24 protein-coding genes are annotated in these 18,153 nt (G+C 63.3%); 9 read left to right on the forward strand and 15 right to left on the reverse strand.

Annotated elements, in window-relative coordinates:
- Positions 1 to 115: 115 nt before the first annotated feature.
- The 3 genes from ACNJX9_RS18885 to ACNJX9_RS18895 form a co-directional block, all read right to left on the reverse strand.
- A complete protein-coding gene (locus ACNJX9_RS18885; RefSeq protein WP_167353994.1) occupies positions 116 to 277 on the reverse strand; it encodes a hypothetical protein in 162 nt (53 codons plus the stop codon).
- A gap of 84 nt (positions 278 to 361) precedes the next feature.
- Complete coding sequence (locus ACNJX9_RS18890) at positions 362 to 1,387, reverse strand: aldo/keto reductase (RefSeq protein ID WP_439409866.1); 1,026 nt, start codon at positions 1,385 to 1,387, stop codon at positions 362 to 364.
- Between the two features lie 152 nt (positions 1,388 to 1,539).
- Positions 1,540 to 2,496, reverse strand: coding sequence for a helix-turn-helix domain-containing protein (locus tag ACNJX9_RS18895; protein WP_439409867.1), 957 nt, complete (start codon positions 2,494 to 2,496; stop codon positions 1,540 to 1,542).
- 207 nt (positions 2,497 to 2,703) lie between these two features.
- Here ACNJX9_RS18895 and ACNJX9_RS18900 point away from each other — a divergent pair, with 207 nt between their 5' ends.
- Entirely contained in the window at positions 2,704 to 3,720 is a 1,017-nt protein-coding gene (locus ACNJX9_RS18900; RefSeq protein ID WP_057751462.1) for a carbon-nitrogen hydrolase family protein, read from the forward strand.
- Between the two features lie 28 nt (positions 3,721 to 3,748).
- Positions 3,749 to 4,789 (forward strand): phenylacetaldoxime dehydratase family protein, encoded by a 1,041-nt coding sequence (locus ACNJX9_RS18905; protein ID WP_439409868.1) that lies wholly within the window; start codon positions 3,749 to 3,751, stop codon positions 4,787 to 4,789.
- On the opposite strand, the gene ACNJX9_RS18910 is transcribed toward ACNJX9_RS18905, so the two are convergent.
- The gene (locus ACNJX9_RS18910) at positions 4,786 to 5,424 is read right to left on the reverse strand and encodes an HAD family hydrolase (RefSeq protein ID WP_057751459.1); all 639 of its coding nucleotides are present in this window, start codon (positions 5,422 to 5,424) and stop codon (positions 4,786 to 4,788) included. The two genes, ACNJX9_RS18905 and ACNJX9_RS18910, sit on opposite strands and share 4 nt — an antisense overlap.
- 82 nt (positions 5,425 to 5,506) lie before the next feature.
- Between ACNJX9_RS18910 and ACNJX9_RS18915 the strand changes: the two genes are divergently transcribed.
- From ACNJX9_RS18915 to tsaA, 4 genes are all read left to right on the forward strand, one after another.
- Positions 5,507 to 6,469 (forward strand): lytic transglycosylase domain-containing protein, encoded by a 963-nt coding sequence (locus ACNJX9_RS18915; RefSeq protein ID WP_439409869.1) that lies wholly within the window; start codon positions 5,507 to 5,509, stop codon positions 6,467 to 6,469.
- A gap of 156 nt (positions 6,470 to 6,625) precedes the next feature.
- Positions 6,626 to 7,366, forward strand: a complete 741-nt coding sequence (locus ACNJX9_RS18920; protein WP_057751455.1) for an AzlC family ABC transporter permease — start codon at positions 6,626 to 6,628, stop codon at positions 7,364 to 7,366.
- Positions 7,363 to 7,713, forward strand: coding sequence for an AzlD domain-containing protein (locus ACNJX9_RS18925; protein ID WP_057751453.1), 351 nt, complete (start codon positions 7,363 to 7,365; stop codon positions 7,711 to 7,713). The genes ACNJX9_RS18920 and ACNJX9_RS18925 overlap by 4 nt, the downstream gene beginning before the upstream one ends.
- Before the next feature lie 32 nt (positions 7,714 to 7,745).
- On the forward strand, positions 7,746 to 8,237 hold the full coding sequence (gene tsaA, locus ACNJX9_RS18930) for a tRNA (N6-threonylcarbamoyladenosine(37)-N6)-methyltransferase TrmO (protein ID WP_057751451.1): 492 nt from the start codon (positions 7,746 to 7,748) through the stop codon (positions 8,235 to 8,237).
- Positions 8,238 to 8,240: 3 nt separating this feature from the next.
- On the opposite strand, the gene ACNJX9_RS18935 is transcribed toward tsaA, so the two are convergent.
- From ACNJX9_RS18935 to ACNJX9_RS18950, 4 genes are all read right to left on the reverse strand, one after another.
- The gene (locus ACNJX9_RS18935; protein WP_057751448.1) at positions 8,241 to 8,666 is read right to left on the reverse strand and encodes an HIT domain-containing protein; all 426 of its coding nucleotides are present in this window, start codon (positions 8,664 to 8,666) and stop codon (positions 8,241 to 8,243) included.
- 64 nt (positions 8,667 to 8,730) lie between these two features.
- Positions 8,731 to 9,987 (reverse strand): GNAT family N-acetyltransferase, encoded by a 1,257-nt coding sequence (locus tag ACNJX9_RS18940; RefSeq protein ID WP_439409870.1) that lies wholly within the window; start codon positions 9,985 to 9,987, stop codon positions 8,731 to 8,733.
- Positions 9,988 to 10,041: 54 nt separating this feature from the next.
- Positions 10,042 to 10,788, reverse strand: coding sequence for a glycerophosphodiester phosphodiesterase (locus ACNJX9_RS18945; RefSeq protein ID WP_439409871.1), 747 nt, complete (start codon positions 10,786 to 10,788; stop codon positions 10,042 to 10,044).
- 5 nt (positions 10,789 to 10,793) lie between these two features.
- A complete protein-coding gene (locus ACNJX9_RS18950) occupies positions 10,794 to 11,261 on the reverse strand; it encodes a RidA family protein (protein WP_057751444.1) in 468 nt (155 codons plus the stop codon).
- Between the two features lie 254 nt (positions 11,262 to 11,515).
- On the opposite strand from ACNJX9_RS18950, the gene ACNJX9_RS18955 reads away from it, so the two are divergent.
- On the forward strand, positions 11,516 to 12,361 hold the full coding sequence (locus tag ACNJX9_RS18955) for a cell envelope integrity EipB family protein (RefSeq protein WP_057751442.1): 846 nt from the start codon (positions 11,516 to 11,518) through the stop codon (positions 12,359 to 12,361).
- Between the two features lie 121 nt (positions 12,362 to 12,482).
- Complete coding sequence (locus ACNJX9_RS18960; protein WP_057751440.1) at positions 12,483 to 12,884, forward strand: RidA family protein; 402 nt, start codon at positions 12,483 to 12,485, stop codon at positions 12,882 to 12,884.
- A gap of 132 nt (positions 12,885 to 13,016) precedes the next feature.
- Here the strand turns inward: ACNJX9_RS18960 and ACNJX9_RS18965 are convergent, their stop codons facing one another.
- Positions 13,017 to 14,390 carry a cytochrome P450 gene (locus tag ACNJX9_RS18965; protein WP_439409872.1) on the reverse strand — a complete coding sequence of 458 codons (1,374 nt, stop codon included), beginning with the start codon at positions 14,388 to 14,390 and terminating at the stop codon, positions 13,017 to 13,019.
- A gap of 486 nt (positions 14,391 to 14,876) precedes the next feature.
- Between ACNJX9_RS18965 and ACNJX9_RS18970 the strand changes: the two genes are divergently transcribed.
- Positions 14,877 to 15,056, forward strand: a complete 180-nt coding sequence (locus tag ACNJX9_RS18970; RefSeq protein WP_057751786.1) for a Flp family type IVb pilin — start codon at positions 14,877 to 14,879, stop codon at positions 15,054 to 15,056.
- Positions 15,057 to 15,814: 758 nt separating this feature from the next.
- Here ACNJX9_RS18970 and ACNJX9_RS18975 read toward each other — a convergent pair.
- From ACNJX9_RS18975 to ACNJX9_RS19000, 6 genes are all read right to left on the reverse strand, one after another.
- Positions 15,815 to 16,141 (reverse strand): GcrA family cell cycle regulator, encoded by a 327-nt coding sequence (locus ACNJX9_RS18975; RefSeq protein ID WP_057756607.1) that lies wholly within the window; start codon positions 16,139 to 16,141, stop codon positions 15,815 to 15,817.
- Positions 16,142 to 16,180: 39 nt separating this feature from the next.
- Complete coding sequence (locus tag ACNJX9_RS18980) at positions 16,181 to 16,363, reverse strand: hypothetical protein (RefSeq protein WP_439409873.1); 183 nt, start codon at positions 16,361 to 16,363, stop codon at positions 16,181 to 16,183.
- 149 nt (positions 16,364 to 16,512) lie between these two features.
- Positions 16,513 to 16,824 carry a hypothetical protein gene (locus ACNJX9_RS18985; protein WP_057756604.1) on the reverse strand — a complete coding sequence of 104 codons (312 nt, stop codon included), beginning with the start codon at positions 16,822 to 16,824 and terminating at the stop codon, positions 16,513 to 16,515.
- Positions 16,825 to 16,890: 66 nt separating this feature from the next.
- Entirely contained in the window at positions 16,891 to 17,106 is a 216-nt protein-coding gene (locus ACNJX9_RS18990) for a dodecin family protein (RefSeq protein WP_057756602.1), read from the reverse strand.
- A gap of 345 nt (positions 17,107 to 17,451) precedes the next feature.
- On the reverse strand, positions 17,452 to 17,706 hold the full coding sequence (locus tag ACNJX9_RS18995) for a DUF1127 domain-containing protein (RefSeq protein ID WP_439409874.1): 255 nt from the start codon (positions 17,704 to 17,706) through the stop codon (positions 17,452 to 17,454).
- The gene (locus ACNJX9_RS19000; RefSeq protein WP_057756600.1) at positions 17,703 to 18,125 is read right to left on the reverse strand and encodes a hypothetical protein; all 423 of its coding nucleotides are present in this window, start codon (positions 18,123 to 18,125) and stop codon (positions 17,703 to 17,705) included. The genes ACNJX9_RS18995 and ACNJX9_RS19000 overlap by 4 nt, the downstream gene beginning before the upstream one ends.
- Positions 18,126 to 18,153 lie beyond the last annotated feature (28 nt).

Below are 18,153 nucleotides of genomic sequence, written 5' to 3' on the forward strand. Positions count from 1 at the left end.
CCCCTCGATTAGGAAATTGCGCTGCCCATCGCAACCCGGCAGGACACGGCCGGTTCCTGTGCCGGAAGCAGGTCCGGCGGCGCTGGGGACATGGATCGGCGCGCTGTTCGCACGCTCACCAGCGCGAGGTCGCCTTGCCGTAGATGTAGAGTGCTATCAGCCCAATCGTGACTGCCGTAGAGAAAATTACGATGCGGCGATCCCAGTCGATCCGCGTCCGCTCTGCACGGTCGAGATTGAGGGCTGTGAACAGAGCCTTCATGGCAAATCGGCGCATCGGGTTGCCTCGTGGGGCCAGCATGGTGCCATGGTCAGCGTGGAGCGGATTGATGCAGCTCAAGCCGGCTCTTAGGGGAGCCGATCACACCGGCGGCGGATTGCGGTCGGAGAAGGTCCCGCGCTGGTGCCAGTACGGATAGGGCAGCGTCACCTTGCTCGCCGCGTCGAGCTTGGCGACCTGCTCCTTGGTCAGCGACCATCCGACCGCGCCGAGATTCTCGCGCAATTGCGTTTCGTTGCGGGCGCCGATGATCAGCGTCGACACGGTCGGGCGCTGCAGCAGCCAGTTCAGCGCGATCTGCGAAACGCTCTTGCCGGTCTCCTTGGCGACCTCGTCGATCGCGTCGACGACGCGATAGACATGTTCGTCTGGCACGGGCGGCCCGAAATCGGCAGTCTGGGGCAGGCGGCTCACTTCAGGCCTCGGCTGGCCGCGGCGGATCTTTCCGGTGAGACGGCCCCATCCGAGCGGTGACCAGACCACGGCACCTAACCCCTGGTCGAGGCCGAGCGGCATCAGCTCCCACTCATAGTCGCGCCCGACCAGTGAATAGTAGGTCTGGTTGGCGACGTAGCGCGGGAAGCCGTGCTTGTCGGCAATGGAAAGCGACTTCATCAGGTGCCAGCCCGAGAAATTCGAGACACCGACATAGCGGATCTTGCCGGTGCGCACGAGCACATCGAGGGTGCTGAGCACCTCCTCGGGCGGCGTCATGGCATCAAAGCCATGAAGCTGGAACAGGTCGATATAGTCCGTGCCGAGACGGCTCAGCGAGCCGTCGACGGCCGCGAGCAAATGCTGGCGCGATGAGCCGATGTCATTGGGGCCGTCGCCAAAGCGGAAGGTCGCCTTGGTGGAGACCAGCACCTTGTCGCGCCGGCCCTTGATGGCTTCACCGAGCACGCGTTCGGATTCACCGAGCGAATAGACATCGGCGGTGTCGAACATCGACACGCCGGCTTCCAGACAGATGTCCAGAAGGCGCCGCGCTTCGGTCGCGTCGGTCGTCCCCCAGGCCGCGAGGCGGCCGACGCCGCCGAACGTGCCCGTGCCAAGGCTCAAAGCGGGCACCATGAGGCCGGATCGGCCCAAGCGTCGGTGTTCCATCGAACTGCTCCTCGGCGAGCCGCTGATTGATTGGCGCGGCCCTGGGGAGAGATCGTAGTGCAAGCAGATGTGTTGTCCTACGGCGCGTTGACATACCCGCCTTGCTGGCGGAATGGACTCGTGCAGACGCATGTCATCGAGTTGGCCGGATCCTAGTGCTGCAGCTGGCTTTGCCTGTAATCGCGCGGCGACATCCCGAAATGCTCGCGGAAGACGCGGCCGAAATGCGAGACGTCGTTGAAGCCCCAGGCAAACGCGATCTCGCTGATGTGGCGATGGGCGAGCAGGGGCGAGGCGAGGTCGCGCCGGCATTGCGCGAGACGTTCGGCAAGCACATGGCGTTGGAATGAAGTGTCCTCGTCGGCGAGGAGGTCGTTGACGTAGCGGGGCGAGATGCCGAGAGCCGCGGCCGTTTCGGCCAGCGAGAGATCGGGATCGGCAAGGCGCGCGCGGATATGCGCCTTGAGCCGGTAGAGCAGGGCGGAGCGATGGGTCGAGGACGGCATCGATGTCCCGCCAAGCCGTTCGCTCAGCGCCATCCCCAGCAAGTCGACCGCCTGCTCGGAAAGGGCGGCTGCACTGCTCGGCGCGAGCCGATCTGCGCTTTGGCAAAGCTTGAAGATGAAATCATAGGCGAGCCGCTCGAGCGGCGCATCGGTCCCGAACGTGATCGCGGTGAGCCTCTCGGTGCCGCCCAGCCGCCGCTGCAACATCTCGCGCGGCACCTTGAAGATGGTTTGGGAGAACGTGTCCTTGAACTTCAACTCATAGGGACGCGTGGTGTCGTAGAGCGCGAACTCGCCGGGGTGGATCACCGTCTCGCGGCCGTCCTGCACCACACCGCCATCGCCGCGATTGCCGAGTGCAACGAGGACATAGTCCTGATCCGAACGTGCGATGCGCGAGGGCGTGCGGAAGACGTGCTGGCGCTCGGAGCAGACCTCGGAGCAGACGGCCTTCCCGAGCGGGGCCTGGGTGACCGAGCCGTGAAAGGCGCTGCCGAGGTCGGACTTGCAGTCGAGCCCGACGAACACATCGCAGACGATGTCCTGCCAGAGGGCAAGGCGCCGGTAGCCGGGGCTGCCGTCCGTCGTGAACTGGATTGTCATCGTCAGGCCTCCCCTTTCACGTCCAGCAAACTGCATGGTGGCTCAGATCCAGCCTGGTTCGCAGGCAAGTTCCGTACCGGGGCGCGATCCCTACTCGTGTTCTTGCCAGTCGAGTTTTTGTTCCGCCGTGGTCGAGCGCGGCCGCCCGGCTTGGCCCAATAGACTGCATCGGACGTGGTTTTGGATCAACCGGCAACGGAGGCGGCAATGGGCATCGAACATCCGAAATACAAGGTCGCGGTGGTGCAGGCAGCGCCAGCCTGGCTCGATCTGGACGCCTCGATCGACAAGTCGGTCGCGCTGATCAGGGAGGCCGCCGAGAAGGGCGCCAAGCTGATCGCATTTCCGGAAGCGTTCATCCCCGGATACCCCTGGCATATCTGGCTGGACTCGCCGGCCTGGGCGATCGGCCGCGGTTTTGTGCAGCGCTACTTTGACAATTCGCTGTCTTATGACAGTCCGCAGGCCGAGAAGCTGCGCGATGCGGTGCGGAAAGCGCGGCTCACCGCGGTGATCGGCCTCTCCGAGCGCGACGGCGGCAGCCTCTATCTCGCGCAATGGCTGATCGGACCCGACGGCGAGACCATCGCAAAACGCCGCAAATTGCGGCCGACCCATGCCGAACGGACGGTGTATGGCGAGGGGGATGGCAGCGATCTTGCGGTCCATGCGCGGCCCGACATCGGCCGCCTCGGTGCGCTGTGCTGCTGGGAGCATCTCCAGCCGCTATCGAAATACGCGATGTACGCCCAGAACGAGCAGGTGCATGTCGCGGCCTGGCCGAGCTTCTCGCTCTACGATCCCTTCGCGCCGGCGTTAGGGGCCGAGGTCAACAACGCCGCCTCGCGCGTCTATGCGGTGGAGGGCTCCTGCTTCGTGCTGGCGCCGTGCGCGACGGTGTCGCAGGCCATGATCGACGAGCTCTGCGACCGGCCGGACAAGAATGCGCTGCTGCATGTCGGCGGCGGGTTTGCCGCGATCTACGGGCCCGACGGCAGCCAGATCGGCGACAAGCTCGCGCCGGACCAGGAGGGCCTGCTGATCGCAGAGATCGATCTCGGCGCCATCGGCGTTGCCAAGAACGCAGCCGATCCCGCCGGGCATTATTCGCGGCCCGACGTCACGCGGCTGCTGCTCAACCGGAAGCCGTACAAGCGGGTCGAGCAGTTCGCGCTGCCGGTCGACACCGTCGAGCCGGTGGAAATCGGCGCGGCAGCGAGCTGATCGCTGCGATCGAGGGGAGGGTATGATCATGGAATCCGCAATTCCCGCGCATCTCGAAACCCCGCGCACGCGTCACAAGCGCGTGCCTGATGACTATCAGCCGCCATATCCATCTTTCGTGGCGCGCTACAAACCCGGAGTGAGCCGCGTGGTGATGGCCTATTTCGGGGTGCAGCATCGTGGGGCGGTATCGGCGGCTGCGACAGAAGCGCTCGCCGAAATCGGCAGGCTGTTTGCCGGTGAGGGCGGTCCCACGCATTGGGACCGCGCGCACTATGTCGACCAGGCCGGACACGCCAACATCGTTTCGGTGGCCTATTGGGACGACATTGCACGCTTCGACGCCTGGTTTGCGCCGGCACGTGAGGCGTGGACCGGAGCGTCGCGCGACGGCATCGGCACCTTCATCGAGGTGTTGCGCCCCGCTGTGGCGCGGCACGAGACGCTGTTCTCCTCGTTAGGCAGGCCCGAAGGCGTTGCGGCGATCGCCGAGGGCATGAGCGGCGAGGTGCAGGAGCACGCTTATTGGGGCGGCATGCGCGATCGCATTCCGCTGTCGCAGACCGACCCGATGTCGCCTTGTGGCAATCCTGAACTGATCCGTGACGGTGCACGGCTGCGGGTGAAGGCGCACGACAATCTTTGCCTGATCCGCTCCGGGCAGGACTGGAGCGATACGGAAGCGTCGGAGCGAAAGTTGTATCTCGACGACGTCGAGCCCGTGCTGCGCGAAGGCATGGATTTCCTGCGCGATGACGGGCTCGGAATCGGATGCTATGCCAACCGCTACATGCAGGTGCTCTCGGCTGACGGCAAGGCAAGTGAAAAATCATACGGCCAGAGCTGGTGGAGGAGCTTGGCTGCACTGGAGCGCTGGGCGGAATCGCACCCGACCCACGTCAAAATCTTCGGCGCGGCGATGAAATATCTCTCGACGCTGGGGCCGTCAGCGAAGCTGCGGCTTTATCACGAGGTTACGGTGGCAGCCGCTGATGAGCAGTTTTTCGAATATCTGAACTGCCATCCGAAGACGGGAATGCTTGCGGCGGTCGAGACGGTTGCCGCTTAGGCGACGCAGTGGCCGAGCAGCTCCGGATGCGCCGCGCAAATGTGATGCGCGCCGGCATCCCTGAGCTCGGCCTCGCTGCCATAGCCGTAGAGCACACCGATCGCCGTCATGCCGTTGGTCCGGGCACCGACCACGTCATGGCTGCGGTCGCCGATCATGATGGCACCGGCGGCGTCGACCTTGGTCTCGTCGAGCGCGTAGCGCAGCAGGTCGCGCTTGTCGACGCGGGTGCCGTCGAGCTCCGAACCAAACACCCGCTCGAAATATGGTTTCAGGCCGAAGTGTTCGATGATGCGGCTTGCATAGACAGCGGGTTTGCTGGTCGCGACGAACATGCGCGCGCCCGTTGCGGCGATCGCCGCCAGCGTGTCGTGGATGGACGGATAGGGTGTGTTCTCGAACAGCCCGACCTCGGAAAACCGTTCGCGGTAGAGCAGAAGCGCCTGGTCGGCCAATGCGTCGGTTCCGGTCAGCTTCTTGAGGCTCGCATGCAGCGGCGGCCCGATGCACCAGGTCAATTCATCCTGGCTAGGGACCGCTTGCCCAAGTTTTTTCAGGGCGTACTGGATCGAACCGGTGATCCCGGGCTTTGGATCGGTCAGCGTGCCGTCGAGATCAAAATAGATTGTCTGCATCCTGGCCGGGCTCAACGTTGCTAATTCCCGCCGGTGCTAGTTGCCTTGGGGGCCGAGTTCAAGGGCCGAGTTTGGGAGCGACATGGCATTCGTCGGGGCTCAGAAGCTGATCTGGTGGCTGCTTGCGGCGGCGTTCGTTTGCACGCCGGTGCTGGCCGAGGATGCTCCGGTCCCTCCGACGCAGCTTGGCCCCGAGGCGCCGGCAAAACCGGCAGCGAACGAGCCCGCGCGCGAGAGCGACACGCGGGAGTCGATCTGCCTGATCGTCGAGGCGGCCGCGCGTGATGCCAACCTGCCGCTGGAATTCTTCGCCCGTGTGATCTGGCAGGAGAGCCGTTTCCAGGCCGATGCGGTCGGACCGGTGACGCGCAGCGGCGAGCAGGCGCAGGGGATCGCGCAGTTCATGCCGGGGACCGCGAGCGAGCGCGGGCTTCTCAACCCCTTCAACCCGGTTCAGGCATTGCCGAAATCCGCCGAGTTCTTGAACGAGCTGCGCAACCAGTTCGGCAATCTTGGCCTTGCCGCCGCCGCCTACAATGCCGGTCCGCGGCGGGTCCAGGAATGGCTCGCGGGCACTGGTCCCATGCCGGAGCAGACGCGCAATTACGTCTATGCCATCACTGGCGCGAGCGTTGATACATGGGCCAAGGCCGGCAGCAGCGGCAAGGGACCGCCGAGCTCGCCGCCGACGAGCTGCCGCGACCTGATGGCGCTGCTGAAGCGCGCGCCGAACCCGTTCGTCGCAGAACTCGAGCAGCATGTCGAGCTCGCCGCTGCGAAGATCTGGGGGGTTCAGCTGGCCGCGGGCTTCGACCGCAACAAGGCACTGGCGATGTATTCCCGTGCCGTCACGCGGCTTAGCGGCGTGATCGGTGAGCGCGATCCGAGCCTGCTCAGTTCGGTGGTGCGCAGCCGCGGCTCGCACGCTTTCTACCAGGTGCGCATTGGGGCCGACACGCGAAGTGAGGCGGACGATCTCTGTAACCGCATTCGCAAAGCGGGCGGGGCATGTTTTGTGCTGAAGAACCGCGGCGTGAGCGGATAGGCGGTGCGCCTCTCGTCATTCCGGGGCACGCCCCTTTGGGCGCGGGTCCGGCCGTTGGCTGTACGCGCATGCCAGCCCCGCCGCGGGCTTCCTTGACGAGGCGATCCGCATTGCCCGTTATGCGGGCACGATTCCGCAACCCTCGGCCAAGCTCCCGTGGCGCTCCCTCCGCTCGATTCCCCGCAATGGCAAAGTTCCTGGCGCGCCTTCGCCTGGGGCGTGCGCTCGATCACGCAGACGATCCTCACGCTGGTCCTGTTCGCGACCTATCTCGGCATCGGCGCGCTCGCGCATGACACCCATTTCAGCCTGCTCTGGGCGCTCTGCTCGACGCTGTTCGTTTGGGCGGGGCCGGCGCAGATCATCCTGATCACGACGCTCGGCTCCGGCGCCACCATCATCCAGTCGGCGATCGCGGTCACGGTCAGTGCGATCAGGCTGTTTCCGATGGTGGTCTCGGTGCTGCCCCTGATGCGCACGCCGACGACCAAGCGGCGCGAGCTGTTCTTTGCAGCCCATCTCACGGCGGTGACCCTGTGGGTCGAATGCCATCGCTTCCTGCCGCTTGTGCCGCGCGAGCGGCGCATCGCCTTCGTCAACGGGCTCGGCTTCGGCCTGGTCTCGGTGTGTCTCACCGCAAACATCGTCGGCTATTTCCTCGCCGCCAATCTGACGCAGGCATTGGGCGCCGCGATCCTGCTGCTAACGCCGCTATCCTTCCTGTTTTCGACCGCGCGCAACAGCCGCGAGGTTGCCGACGTGGTCGCACTTGCGCTCGGCATCCTGCTCTATCCGCTGGCGGCGAAGATGAACTCCGGCCTCGACATCCTCGTCAGCGGCGTGGCCGCCGGCACCATCGCCTATGGCGTGCACTGGTGGCGCGAGGTCCGCGCATGAACGCTGCGCAACTGATCGGCGATTGGCATGCGCTGGTCGTGCTGTTCGTCGCGGGGGTCGTGCCCAACCAGATCTGGCGCATGCTCGGCCTGTGGTTCGGCGGCGGCATCGATGAGGGCTCGGAGTTGCTGGTTTGGGTGAGGGCGGTCGCCACCGCGATCCTCGCCGGCGTCATCGCCCAGATCGTGGTCCAGCCGCCCGGCGCGCTCGCCAGCGTGCCGGATGGCTTGCGCTATGGCGCAGTGGCCGCCGGCCTCGTCGTCTTCTTGCTGACCCGCCGTTCGATCTTCGCGGGCGTTGTCGCCGGCGAAGTCTTCATGCTGGCCGGCAAGTGGTGGTTGGGCTAAAACCACCAGCGAATAGCCAAGGAACCGGAAATATGGTTCGCGAAAACGAGCTCCGCGAGGGCGAAGTCGCCATCGAGCTGCCGTCCACGGAAGATGCCGGCCTCGTCTTCATCGGCCGCATCCGCACGCCCTGGACCTCGCGGCTGGAGACCCCACGGCAGGGGCGCCAGGACGGCCCGATTTGCCGCCTCGAGATCTTTGAGCCGTTCATACCGGCGATCAAGGGCGTCGACTTCTACAGCAATCTCGAAGTGCTCTACTGGCTCGACCAGTCGCGTCGCGACATCGTGCTGCAGAGCCCGAAGAACAACGAGAAGACCCGCGGCACCTTTTCACTACGCTCGCCGGTGCGGCCCAATCCGATCGGCACCTCGATCGTCAAGCTGGTCGGGATCGAAGGCAATGCGATTCTGGTGCGCGGCCTCGACTGCATCGATAATACGCCACTAATCGATATCAAGCCGGATCGCTGCGAGTTCACCCCATTGGCCGCGGCGCAGGCTGGGGATTCCCAGACGGAATGACGGTCAGCCCTTCAGCGCCGCGATCAGCTTGGCCGCGTTCTCTTCCAGCACCTTGACGTCTTCCTTGCGGCTCGCGGGCGGCAGCATGGCGACGCCGTCGTGCCGGGGCAGCACGTGCATGTGGAGATGAAATACGACCTGTCCGCCGGCGGGCTCGTTGAACTGTTGCACGGTGATGCCGTCGGCCTTGAACGCCTTCATCGCGGCCGCGGCGATCTTGTGCGCGCCGCGGGCGACGTGGGCGTAGTCGTCCGCCTTGATGTCGAGGATGTTGCGGGCAGGGGCCTTCGGGATCACCAGCGTGTGGCCCGTTACCCGCGGCATGATGTCGAGGAAGGCGAACACATGCTCATCCTCGTAGACCTTGTGGCAGGAAAACTCGCCGCGCAGGATCTTTGCGAAGATGTTGTTGGGGTCATAGGCAGTCATGGCGGCGGCTCCCGGGAATTTTGAGCTCAATTTTGCGCTTACTGTCACCAGCCGCGCGAGCGCGTCAAGGCGCCTCGTCGATGCCTTTCCGGAACGGGCCGAGCTCGGCCAGCTCCCGCCCGGCCTCCGCGACATAGGCGCGCTCGCGCTTGAGGTAATCGTCGATGGCGCGACGCAGGCCCGGATCAGCGATGAAGTGGGCGGAGTGGGTCGTTCGTGGCAGGTAGCCGCGCGCGATCTTGTGCTCGCCCTGCGCACCGGCCTCGACATGCGCAAGGCCATGTTTGATCGCAAAATCGATCGCCTGATAGTAGCAGACTTCGAAATGCAGGAACGGATGATGCTCGACTGCGCCCCAGTTGCGGCCGAACAGCGTGTCCGAGCCGATGAAGTTGATCGCGCCAGCAATCCAGCGGTCGTTGCGACGGGCCATCACCAGCAGCACATCCTCGCTCATGGTGTCGCCGATCAGTGAGAAGAATTCGCGCGTCAAATAAGGCCGGCCCCATTTGCGCGAGCCGGTCTCCATGTAGAATTCGAAGAACGCGTCCCAGGCGTCCTCGGTGATGTCCTTGCCCGTGAGCCAGTGAATACTGATCCCGGCGGCAAGCGCATCGCGCCGCTCGCGCTTGATGGATTTGCGGTGGCGTGAGTTCAGGGTCGCCAGGAAATCGTCGAAGGTGGCAAAACCCTCATTGTGCCAGTGGAACTGCTGGTCGGTGCGCTGGAGGAAGCCGTGCCGGGCGAGCAGCTTCCACTCCGCCTCGCGCGCGAACGTGACGTGAACCGAGGACGCCTTGCTGACGCCGCACAGCGCCACCAGGCCGCTCGCCAGCGCTTCCATGATGCGCTCGCGGTCGACGCCGTCGCGCACCAGCAACCGCGGCCCTGTGGCTGGTGTGAAGGGAACAGCGACCTGAAGCTTGGGATAGTACCGGCCGCCGGCGCGCTCATAAGCATCCGCCCAACCGCGGTCAAAAACGTATTCGCCCTGGCTGTGTGATTTCAGATAGCAGGGCACGACGCCGGCGACGCGGCCCTCGATCTTGGCCACGAGGTGCCGCGGTCCCCAGCCGGTGCGGATCGTGGCCGAACCCGATTTCTCGACCGCGGAAAGAAAGGCGTGAGAGACGAACGGGTTATAGGCGGGCTTTAACAGGCCGAACGAATCGCCTGGAAACCCGGATGAGGTTCCCAAGCCATGCCCGTTGCAGGCCTTTTCGTTGAGAGCCTTGCCAGGATTGGCGCAGGCGTCCCAATCCTCCGGCGAGACTTCGCCAATGGACGGGACCGCCTCCAGGGTGATTTCGGATGATGCCATTGCGCCCAAGATCGTGCATTGCAGCAGCGACTTCAAGGGTCCGGACCATCAAGCTTACGGGACGAAGCCCTCAAAGATCATCTGGTCGGCATATCGCGCGACCCGCGTCCGCTGCTCTGATGTGCGGGTGGTCCAGCCGAGCAGGGCGCAGCCGAAGATGTTCCGGGCGATCCAGGGGGCGGGCGCGGGCAGGTCGTCGACGCTGAAGGCGACGAAATGCGGCTGGGTCTGAAAGCCGTGACGCAGGTACAGCATGGTGTCGCGCTGTTCCTGGGTCAGGTAGGCCCAGTACTCGTCCTCATAGCTCCGCTGCGCGACGATGCCGCGCGGGCGGGAGGGCAGCAGCTCGCGTAGCGCCAGCACCTGGTCGGGGTCGAAGGACATGCCGACCGCGTGACCCCGATAGGACGCCAGCACCTCGGCCATCCGCTTCACCAGCTTGCGGTCACCGTCGAAATGGCTCTTCACCTCGATCACCAGCGGCACGCGGCCGTCGACCATGGCGCAGAGGTCAGTGAGCGACATCATCCGCTCGGGCGTATCCTTGAACGTGATGGCCTTCAGCTCGGCGGCGGTCTTCGCGACCACCGGGCCGCTGGCTTCGGTGAGGCGGCCGAGCGCATGGTCGTGATGCACCATGGCCTCGCCGTCAGCGGAGAGCTGGATATCGACCTCGACGGCAAAATTGCCTGCGATTGCGGCCTGTACCGCCCCCGGCATGTTCTCGACGATGCCACGGGAGATGTCATGCAGGCCGCGATGGGCGACCGGCCGCGCTGTCAGCCAATCCGGAGCACGCATGAACGTCAGGCGACCTCGAACACGCCCTCGACCTCGACCGCCGCATCCGCGGGCAGCGAGGCGACGCCGACGGTGGTGCGGGCGTGGCGGCCCTTGTCACCGAACGCGGCGACCATCAGGTCGGAGGCGCCGTTCAGCACCTTCGGCCCGTCCAGGAAGTCCGGCGCCGAGTTGATGAAGCCGCCGAGGCGCACCACGCGCGTGACCTTGTCGAGGTCGCCGAGTGCGGCCTTGACCTGCGCGAGCAGATTGACGGCGCAGCCGCGCGCGGCCGCAGCGCCGTCCTCGATCGAGACGCCGGCGCCCAGCTTGCCCTTGGCGATCAGCTTGCCTGATGGATCGAAGCAGACCTGGCCGGAGACGAACAGCAAATTGCCTGATCGTACGAACGGGACGTAATTGGCCACGGGAGAGGGGGCCTCATGCAGCTTGATGCCCTGTTCCGCCAGTTTCTGCTCGACCGTGCCTGCCATGTCTCGACCTCGATGTCTGAAAACTCGTCCCAACCCGGTGCGTCTGGGAACTGCCCGGGCGGCCCTGTTTCGCCCATCGTGCCGCCACATGCAAGCAAGCGGATTTGTCCGCGAGAGGCCGGCGCGCTCTGCATTTTCCCGAGGCAGATCAGAAGGTTCGACGGAGGGGCGCAACTTTAAGTGAAACTGCCGCAGTTGCGACGCAATGGAACGGTCATTATTGTGTCGAATCTGCGCGTCCCCAGGGAATAGATATGGTGCACCTTTTCCGGACTTCACTCGGTGTGATGGCGCTCGCGGTGGCCACTCTCGGCGCCGGTAGCGGCGCGCATGCCGCGAACGGTCCGTTCCTCGCGCACCAGGCGCTCTATGATCTCAGCCTGGTCAAATCGCGCTCCAATTCGATCAACAGCGCGCGCGGCCGCATCCTCTACAATTTCGCCGGAAGCTCTTGCGAGGGCTACACGTCCGAATTCCGCCAGGTCTCCGAGCTCGACAGCGGCGAGGGCAAGATCACGCTGAGCGACCTCCGCTCCAATTCCTGGGAGGATGCCGCCGGGAAAAGCTATCGCTTCAAGATCGAGACGCGGATGAACGAGGCCGAGGCCGGCCTCGTCGACGGCTCGGCGGAGCGCGACGGCGACCACATCAACGTCAAGCTCAAACTGCCGGCGCCGAAGAGCTTCACCCTCGACGGCAAGATCGTGTTCCCGACCGAGCAGATCCAGCGCATCATTGCCGCCGCCAAGGACGGCAAGTCGCTGCTGGAGCTCTCCGTCTATGACGGCTCCGATGACGGCCAGAAGGTCTACAATACGCTGACCGTGATCGGTCAGCCGATCCCCGCAGACCGCACCGCCTCGCCTGATCCGTCGACGTCCGACGAGCACATGAAATCGCTGACGCGCTGGCCGGTGACGGTCAGCTATTTCGACCGCGAAGCCCAGCAGAAGGAAGGCGAGCAGACGCCGGTCTATGCGATGTCGTTCGAGCTCTACGAGAACGGCGTCTCCCGCCAGCTCGTGCTCGATTACAACGACTTTGTGATCTCGGGCGCGATGGGCAAGTTCGACGTCAAGGACAGCAAGCCTTGTAATTGAAGAAGCCCTGCAATTGAAGAAGCCCTGTAATTGAAGAAGCCTTGCAATTGAGCGGCGACACTAGCCCGGAGCGCCATCTCCGGTTACGCTCCCGTCCAACCATGAACTTCGGGAGGAAGCGTTGCCCAAGCTTGATCATCTCCGCCCCAGCGGCCTGCACCACAATCCCGCTTATTCTCACGTCGTCACCGCCTCCGGGGCGCGAACGATCTACATCTCCGGCCAGGTGTCGGTGGACGAAGAGGGGCGGATCGTCGGCGAGGGCGATATCGCCGCGCAGACCACGCAGGTGATGCAGAATCTCGGCCACGCCTTGAAGGCAGCCGGCGCCACCTACGCCAACATCGTCAAGATCACGACCTTCGTCGTCGGCTACAAGCCGGAGCTGCGCCCGATCATCGGCAAGGCCCGCTCGGCCTTCTTCGAAGGCATGGAGCCGCCGGCCTCGACGCTCGTTGGCGTCTCCGCGCTGGCCGCGCCGGAATGGCTGATCGAGATCGAGGCGATCGCGGTCGCGGATTGAGGTCGCAGGCCGCTCTCGCAAAAACTTGAAAACAACCCCATGCACAGTAGAAGCGCCGTCGCGAACGGCGCGTCCATTTCGTTTTTGCAGAATTTCCTTTGACCCGTCGGGCAAAACAGGAGTACTATGCCATCATAGCCGTTCGCGGCGGCTGATCCGCATGGGCAGGCCTTTGGCCGTTCGCAGCGTGATCCGCTGAACCGGCCAGACGTCGGCGTCCGCAGACAGGCGCATATCGAAGTTCCGGATCAGGACGGCCAGGATGATGGTGGCTTCCTGCAGCGCGAAAGAAGAACCGATGCATGTCCGCGGACCGATGCCGAACGGCAGATAGGTGAAGCGCGGAATGGTGGACCGCGCCTCCGGCAGGAAGCGCGACGGGTCGAAAGCATTGGGCCGGTCCCATATGGCCCTGTGCCGGTGCAGCACGTAAGGCGCGATCACGATCAGCGAGCGCCGCCCGACTTTGACGTCGCCCAGCAGGTCGCTCTCGAGGGCAGAACGGCTCAGCGCTGCGATCGGTGGGTACAGGCGAAGCGCCTCCTCCACGACCGCTCTGGCTACGACAAGCCGGTCGGCCAGGCCGTCCGGCGAAGAGAGCTCGCGCTCGGCCTCTTCGCGGACGCGCGCGCGCCACTCGGGCGATTGTGAAAGCAGAAAGAACGACCAGGTGAGCGTATTTGCCGTGGTCTCGTGGCCGGCTGAAAGAAACGTCAGGATGTTCGAGCGGATCTCCGTCGAATCCAGCCGTTGGCCTGTCGACGGATCGAGCGCCTTCAGCAAGAGCGTCAAAAGATCGTCGGGGGCCTCTTCCCGGGCAAGCCGTTCGTGCCTCATCTGAACGATCCTGTCGATGATGCCCTCGAAATAGGCCATCGTGCGCCGCAGGCGTCCGTGGCCGGGACGCGGCACGAAGGTGGGCACCCCGAGCAGATCGAGCGCCCCGATGCGCCCGACCACGTCGAAGTAAGCGGTCATCGCCGAGCTGAATTCGCCGAGGTCGCCGCCGATTCCGTCGGAGAAGATCGTCAGCGTGAGCACCCTCAGAGTGATCAGAGTCATCTCCGCGGCAACGTCTATCGTGGTCGCTCCCAGCTTCGACCATTTCACCACCAGCTCGTCTGCTGCCGTCAGCATCGCTCTCGTGAACGAATTCACCGTCCGCCGCGCGAACAACGGGGCGAGCGCTCTGCGCTGGATCTCCCACCGCTCGCCCTCGACGCTGAGCAGTCCGTCGGCGAGGCCCGAGGAGAGAATCCGGCGCTGGATCGCGTCTTTCGGATAATTCTTCGCATTGTCCATCAGCACGCGCTTGATGGCTTGCGGCTCGTGAACCAGGAACGCGTCAAGGAAAGGAAGGCGAAGCTTGCAAATCGGATCGCGAAAGAAGTCTTCGCTCCAGCATTCGAGCGGATTGCGCTTCAGCCGGATCAGGATGTCGACCAGGCCCAGCCGGCCCTGTGGAGGAACCGGCGCGGGTGGGCAGGGTTCGTTGCGATGCAGCATGGGCCGCGAATGACTGAACCAGAATGTCGGAAACGGGAAAAATCGGCAAAAAGTTCCTGCGTTTCACCTTTTACTTGCCGCGGCCGCACTGATCAACCACGCAAACTTCCTTCGCGCTGACGAGAAGCCTACGCTGCATCCGGAGCCATCGCGCAAGGATGACGTGCGACATTCAGAACGACGACCATCTCTACCTGACGGACCCGCAGCTTGACGATCCAAGTTCGGCTCTCGTTGGCTTCAATCATCAGCCTCGGAATGTCCGCCGTCTGACTTAAGGCGGACTAAGATTGTATAAGCATTGTAAGCCTGCTTGTGGACCCTGAGCAGACCTCGACGAGACGTGCGGTGTTCAGCGGCCCTTCGATCTCAGATTGCAGTCAAATCGACCGATCGGATTTAGCGATCCTTAATCCGCTCGCGAGTATGAAGCGGTTGTTACAACCCGCTGTTGCACGCTAAAATCACAACCATAAGGAGGTGGATTTGTCTGCCGTCAAGAGATTTCTAGCCGATGAAACCGGCGCCACAGCAATCGAATATGGCCTGATCGCGGCCGGCATCGCCCTCGGAATCATTGCTGCTGTCAAGAACACTGGTACCGCATTGACCGGAGTATTCACGAGCGTCAACACCAAGCTAAGCGGACCCGCGCCCGCGCCCTAAGCTCTACCAAAGCGGGGCGGCCCCAGCCTCCCAGCGCCGACCGCCGGGGGACGAAGCTCCAAGTCCGCCTTGGCAAATCCGGTTGGCCGCCCTGCTATCTCTTGAAGGCCCTTGTGGCCCTTAGCCGAACCACGGTGATGCGGCTGTGCTGCTGCTATCGAAAGCAGAGCGGAGTGGAAGCGCGCCCGACCGCCGCTTGTGGCCTATCTGCGAAGTTACGCCGCGCCTGACTGAGCTCCGCTCAATGGGGCAGAGCGGACCAGCCCCGGCGCGAGGACGAAGGCGCCTTTTGACCGAATGCGGTCGTCGCGGAACGCAGGCAAGCGATTGTGATCATCAGGCGATAATCAAGCATCGCCTGCCTGGCCTGCCACGGGGAATGAGATGACTGGCGAAAGCATTGCGGCAGCAGGCAATACAGAAGTCCCAGCATACCTTGCGCTAATCGAACATGGATGTTCGGTTGATCGTATCAACAAGGACGGTGAGGAGCGCCGGATCGCGAAGAAAGGAGCGCTCCAGCTTGTGGCCAGCTGTCCGTTAGAACTCCTCGGTCTGTCGCTGTTGAGAAGCGAACGTGGGCCACGTTGGCAGGCAAGCGATAGCGAGATTGATGAGTTTTTACAGCGGCGCTCGGGCCTGCGCAGGGAAACAAGGGGCTCCCCGAAGCAGACGAAGGCTTGGGAAGCTTCGCAACAGCCGAACCGTCGTGGTGGGCCCGAGATTGACCGGAGCGCAATGACGTTCGTGGTGAGCTCCTAACCAGTGTTTCTGACCGCCTCAGCCAAAATGGCGTAAAGCTGCTGCCTGTTGAACTCCTTTGGCGGCTGGCTCTCTGCTGTATTCGACGCCACCTTCCGCGCGACGGGACGGGCGCGGGCTGCCGACGACGGCGTCAGCTTCGGGGCCGGCCTTATCTGGGGCCGAGCTGTGGGCGGCTTGTGGCCCCGCTTGAGTCCCAAACGGTTCAGCATACCGCAGACCGCGTTACGGCTGCAGCCGAGGTGTCGCGCAATCTGCGCCGCGCTCTGTCCTGCGGACCAGAGCCTTTTGAGAAGCGCTATGTCTTTCGCATCCCAGCCCATGGTAGATATTATAACGCTGACTGCCAGACACGGGCTAGTCTAGTCTTCGTCCGGCTCGCGCACGACCGCCGGTTCGTCAGCATCATCTTCCTCGTCTTCGTCTTCGTCTTCGTCCTCCTCGTCCTCGTCGGGATTCCTGGGTGGCATCACGCTGCGCGTCAGCATGAGTAGTGTCCGGCCGATCGCTGCAGTGGAAAATGCTTCGCAGGTGTGTTGCTTCATGTCCGTGTGCTCCTTGAAAACATATGCGCAGTCGCAAAGTCTTTGCCGGCAAACGCCGGTGCCAGGGCGCGATCACCGCAAACGTGATGCGGGTCAGGTTGACTGCATCATCAGCGGGCGGCAGGCCATACAGCAGGCAGGGTTTTCGGCTACTTGATGCCTGAAGACCCATTAGGCTCTATGTTTACCAAAACCTCGCCGGCAGCGATTTCAGGAACCCCAAGATCGAGGTCAGGTAGACTGGCTTGAACAAATGCCAGTATCTTGGCGTTCGCCGCGTTGGCACTTTCGCGATCGTCAAAAATCATCACCGCGATACCGACGCCGTCGCCCGCATCCAGCACATGGTAAGATCTGAATCCCTGCGATTGCCTTAGGATCTCGCCAACGCCGCTCCTGGCGCGACGAGCGGCGTCCGCTACCGAACGAACCTTGCTGTACTTGCGAATGACCATGTACATGGGCCACCACGCACCCTTTTTCCAACAGGAGCCATCCTCGCCCGAGAAGGGGCGAGGTGCTGAGGCTCAGGAGCCCTCGAACTTGAACGATACGTTGAGCTTGGCGCGATAGGCCTCGACTTTCCCCTTGTCATCCAGTTGCATATCGAGCTTGACCACCTCTGCAATGCGAAGATCTCGCAGAGATCGAGCAGCTTGCTCGACCGCATTAGCGGCCGCCTTCTCCCACGAGTCGGTGCTGGTACCGACCAGTTCTATGACCTTGTAGACGCTGTCGGGCATATTCGTCCTCCTAATCGGTAGGGCAGGAAGTCTAGCACCAGGATCTTGACGCTGATACGTCTCGGGAATGCCGGGGAAAGGGTCCGACTGGCTGTCACTTTCCTGTTCGGTCCGATGGTTTCCGGATCAGGACCTCGCACCCGTTGAACAGGTATTTGATTGGGGTGTCCCGCTCGACTTCTCGAAACTCGGCCACTTGCACCACAACTGAGCGATGCCGAACGATCGCCCGTCATTGCAGCGACCAAGATAAGCGGAGTTCATTGCACTTTGACCCATAGAAAGTCGGCCCCGAGAAATTGGTACGCCAACGCGTCCAATTCCAGAATCCATCGATACCTGACATCAGACGTTCATCGGAGGGATCGATCGGACGCCTCGCGGGTCGATGTCCCGGTTCGAGGCGACGTAGTCGATCTCGCCGCGTGAAATCCCGATGTCCATCAGTTCCGCGTCATTTAGATTGGCCAAGACGGCGCATAATCTTTCGCGTTTGCACCGCTCTTGAAACGCATCCCAATATCTCTCCAGGAAGCTGACAATTCGCTCCGCAAAAACGAGCCGTCTGGCCCGCCCTGTTGCACCATAGGTCGTGCTCATTGTGCAATCTCCGGATTCCGCAACTTGGCGGGCACGCGCATCAGCGTCGCGGTGCAATCCTCCAGATCGAGTAGACAGCAACGGAGAGGATGACGACCGAAGCCGATCAGACCCGCAAATGCATCCGGTTGGATTATCGCGCTGACAATCCGACTGATTCCTGCTTCGCAACGATTGTAGCCGCCGTCACCTTGGAGCGCGGAGCCAAGACTGCGATCTGATGGGGGGAGGGCGGACATGCCGTTGAGCATAAGCGTTGGCGTGGGCGCCTGCTCCTCAACCTTCGTCCCTCCTATCAAGGCGACTTGGTGTGCCGTGATCGGGAAGGCCGCAAGTTCAAACGTTGGAAGCTCCGCAGCCGACGCTCTGGCTATAGTGAGGAGAGCTGCAATAGCTCCGATCGAAAATAGCTTCTTCATGGAAATCTCCTACGCAAAGAAATATTCG

Origin of the sequence: Bradyrhizobium sp. BLXBL-03 (genome assembly GCF_051853015.1) — a bacterium.
GTDB classification, from domain to species: Bacteria; Pseudomonadota; Alphaproteobacteria; order Rhizobiales; family Xanthobacteraceae; genus Bradyrhizobium; species Bradyrhizobium manausense.

What these genes read in the sequence shown, in the direction of transcription:
- ACNJX9_RS18885 (WP_167353994.1), bottom strand. Translation starts at nt 277, where the DNA reads ATGCGCCGATTTGCCATGAAGGCTCTGTTCACAGCCCTCAATCTCGAC.
- ACNJX9_RS18890 (WP_439409866.1), bottom strand. Translation starts at nt 1,387, where the DNA reads ATGGAACACCGACGCTTGGGCCGATCCGGCCTCATGGTGCCCGCTTTG.
- ACNJX9_RS18895 (WP_439409867.1), bottom strand. Translation starts at nt 2,496, where the DNA reads ATGACAATCCAGTTCACGACGGACGGCAGCCCCGGCTACCGGCGCCTT.
- ACNJX9_RS18900 (WP_057751462.1), top strand. Translation starts at nt 2,704, where the DNA reads ATGGGCATCGAACATCCGAAATACAAGGTCGCGGTGGTGCAGGCAGCG.
- ACNJX9_RS18905 (WP_439409868.1), top strand. Translation starts at nt 3,749, where the DNA reads ATGGAATCCGCAATTCCCGCGCATCTCGAAACCCCGCGCACGCGTCAC.
- ACNJX9_RS18910 (WP_057751459.1), bottom strand. Translation starts at nt 5,424, where the DNA reads ATGCAGACAATCTATTTTGATCTCGACGGCACGCTGACCGATCCAAAG.
- ACNJX9_RS18915 (WP_439409869.1), top strand. Translation starts at nt 5,507, where the DNA reads ATGGCATTCGTCGGGGCTCAGAAGCTGATCTGGTGGCTGCTTGCGGCG.
- ACNJX9_RS18925 (WP_057751453.1), top strand. Translation starts at nt 7,363, where the DNA reads ATGAACGCTGCGCAACTGATCGGCGATTGGCATGCGCTGGTCGTGCTG.
- tsaA (WP_057751451.1), top strand. Translation starts at nt 7,746, where the DNA reads ATGGTTCGCGAAAACGAGCTCCGCGAGGGCGAAGTCGCCATCGAGCTG.
- ACNJX9_RS18935 (WP_057751448.1), bottom strand. Translation starts at nt 8,666, where the DNA reads ATGACTGCCTATGACCCCAACAACATCTTCGCAAAGATCCTGCGCGGC.
- ACNJX9_RS18940 (WP_439409870.1), bottom strand. Translation starts at nt 9,987, where the DNA reads ATGGCATCATCCGAAATCACCCTGGAGGCGGTCCCGTCCATTGGCGAA.
- ACNJX9_RS18945 (WP_439409871.1), bottom strand. Translation starts at nt 10,788, where the DNA reads ATGCGTGCTCCGGATTGGCTGACAGCGCGGCCGGTCGCCCATCGCGGC.
- ACNJX9_RS18950 (WP_057751444.1), bottom strand. Translation starts at nt 11,261, where the DNA reads ATGGCAGGCACGGTCGAGCAGAAACTGGCGGAACAGGGCATCAAGCTG.
- ACNJX9_RS18955 (WP_057751442.1), top strand. Translation starts at nt 11,516, where the DNA reads ATGGTGCACCTTTTCCGGACTTCACTCGGTGTGATGGCGCTCGCGGTG.
- ACNJX9_RS18965 (WP_439409872.1), bottom strand. Translation starts at nt 14,390, where the DNA reads ATGCTGCATCGCAACGAACCCTGCCCACCCGCGCCGGTTCCTCCACAG.
- ACNJX9_RS18975 (WP_057756607.1), bottom strand. Translation starts at nt 16,141, where the DNA reads ATGGGCTGGGATGCGAAAGACATAGCGCTTCTCAAAAGGCTCTGGTCC.
- ACNJX9_RS18980 (WP_439409873.1), bottom strand. Translation starts at nt 16,363, where the DNA reads ATGAAGCAACACACCTGCGAAGCATTTTCCACTGCAGCGATCGGCCGG.
- ACNJX9_RS18985 (WP_057756604.1), bottom strand. Translation starts at nt 16,824, where the DNA reads ATGTACATGGTCATTCGCAAGTACAGCAAGGTTCGTTCGGTAGCGGAC.
- ACNJX9_RS18990 (WP_057756602.1), bottom strand. Translation starts at nt 17,106, where the DNA reads ATGCCCGACAGCGTCTACAAGGTCATAGAACTGGTCGGTACCAGCACC.
- ACNJX9_RS18995 (WP_439409874.1), bottom strand. Translation starts at nt 17,706, where the DNA reads ATGAGCACGACCTATGGTGCAACAGGGCGGGCCAGACGGCTCGTTTTT.
- ACNJX9_RS19000 (WP_057756600.1), bottom strand. Translation starts at nt 18,125, where the DNA reads ATGAAGAAGCTATTTTCGATCGGAGCTATTGCAGCTCTCCTCACTATA.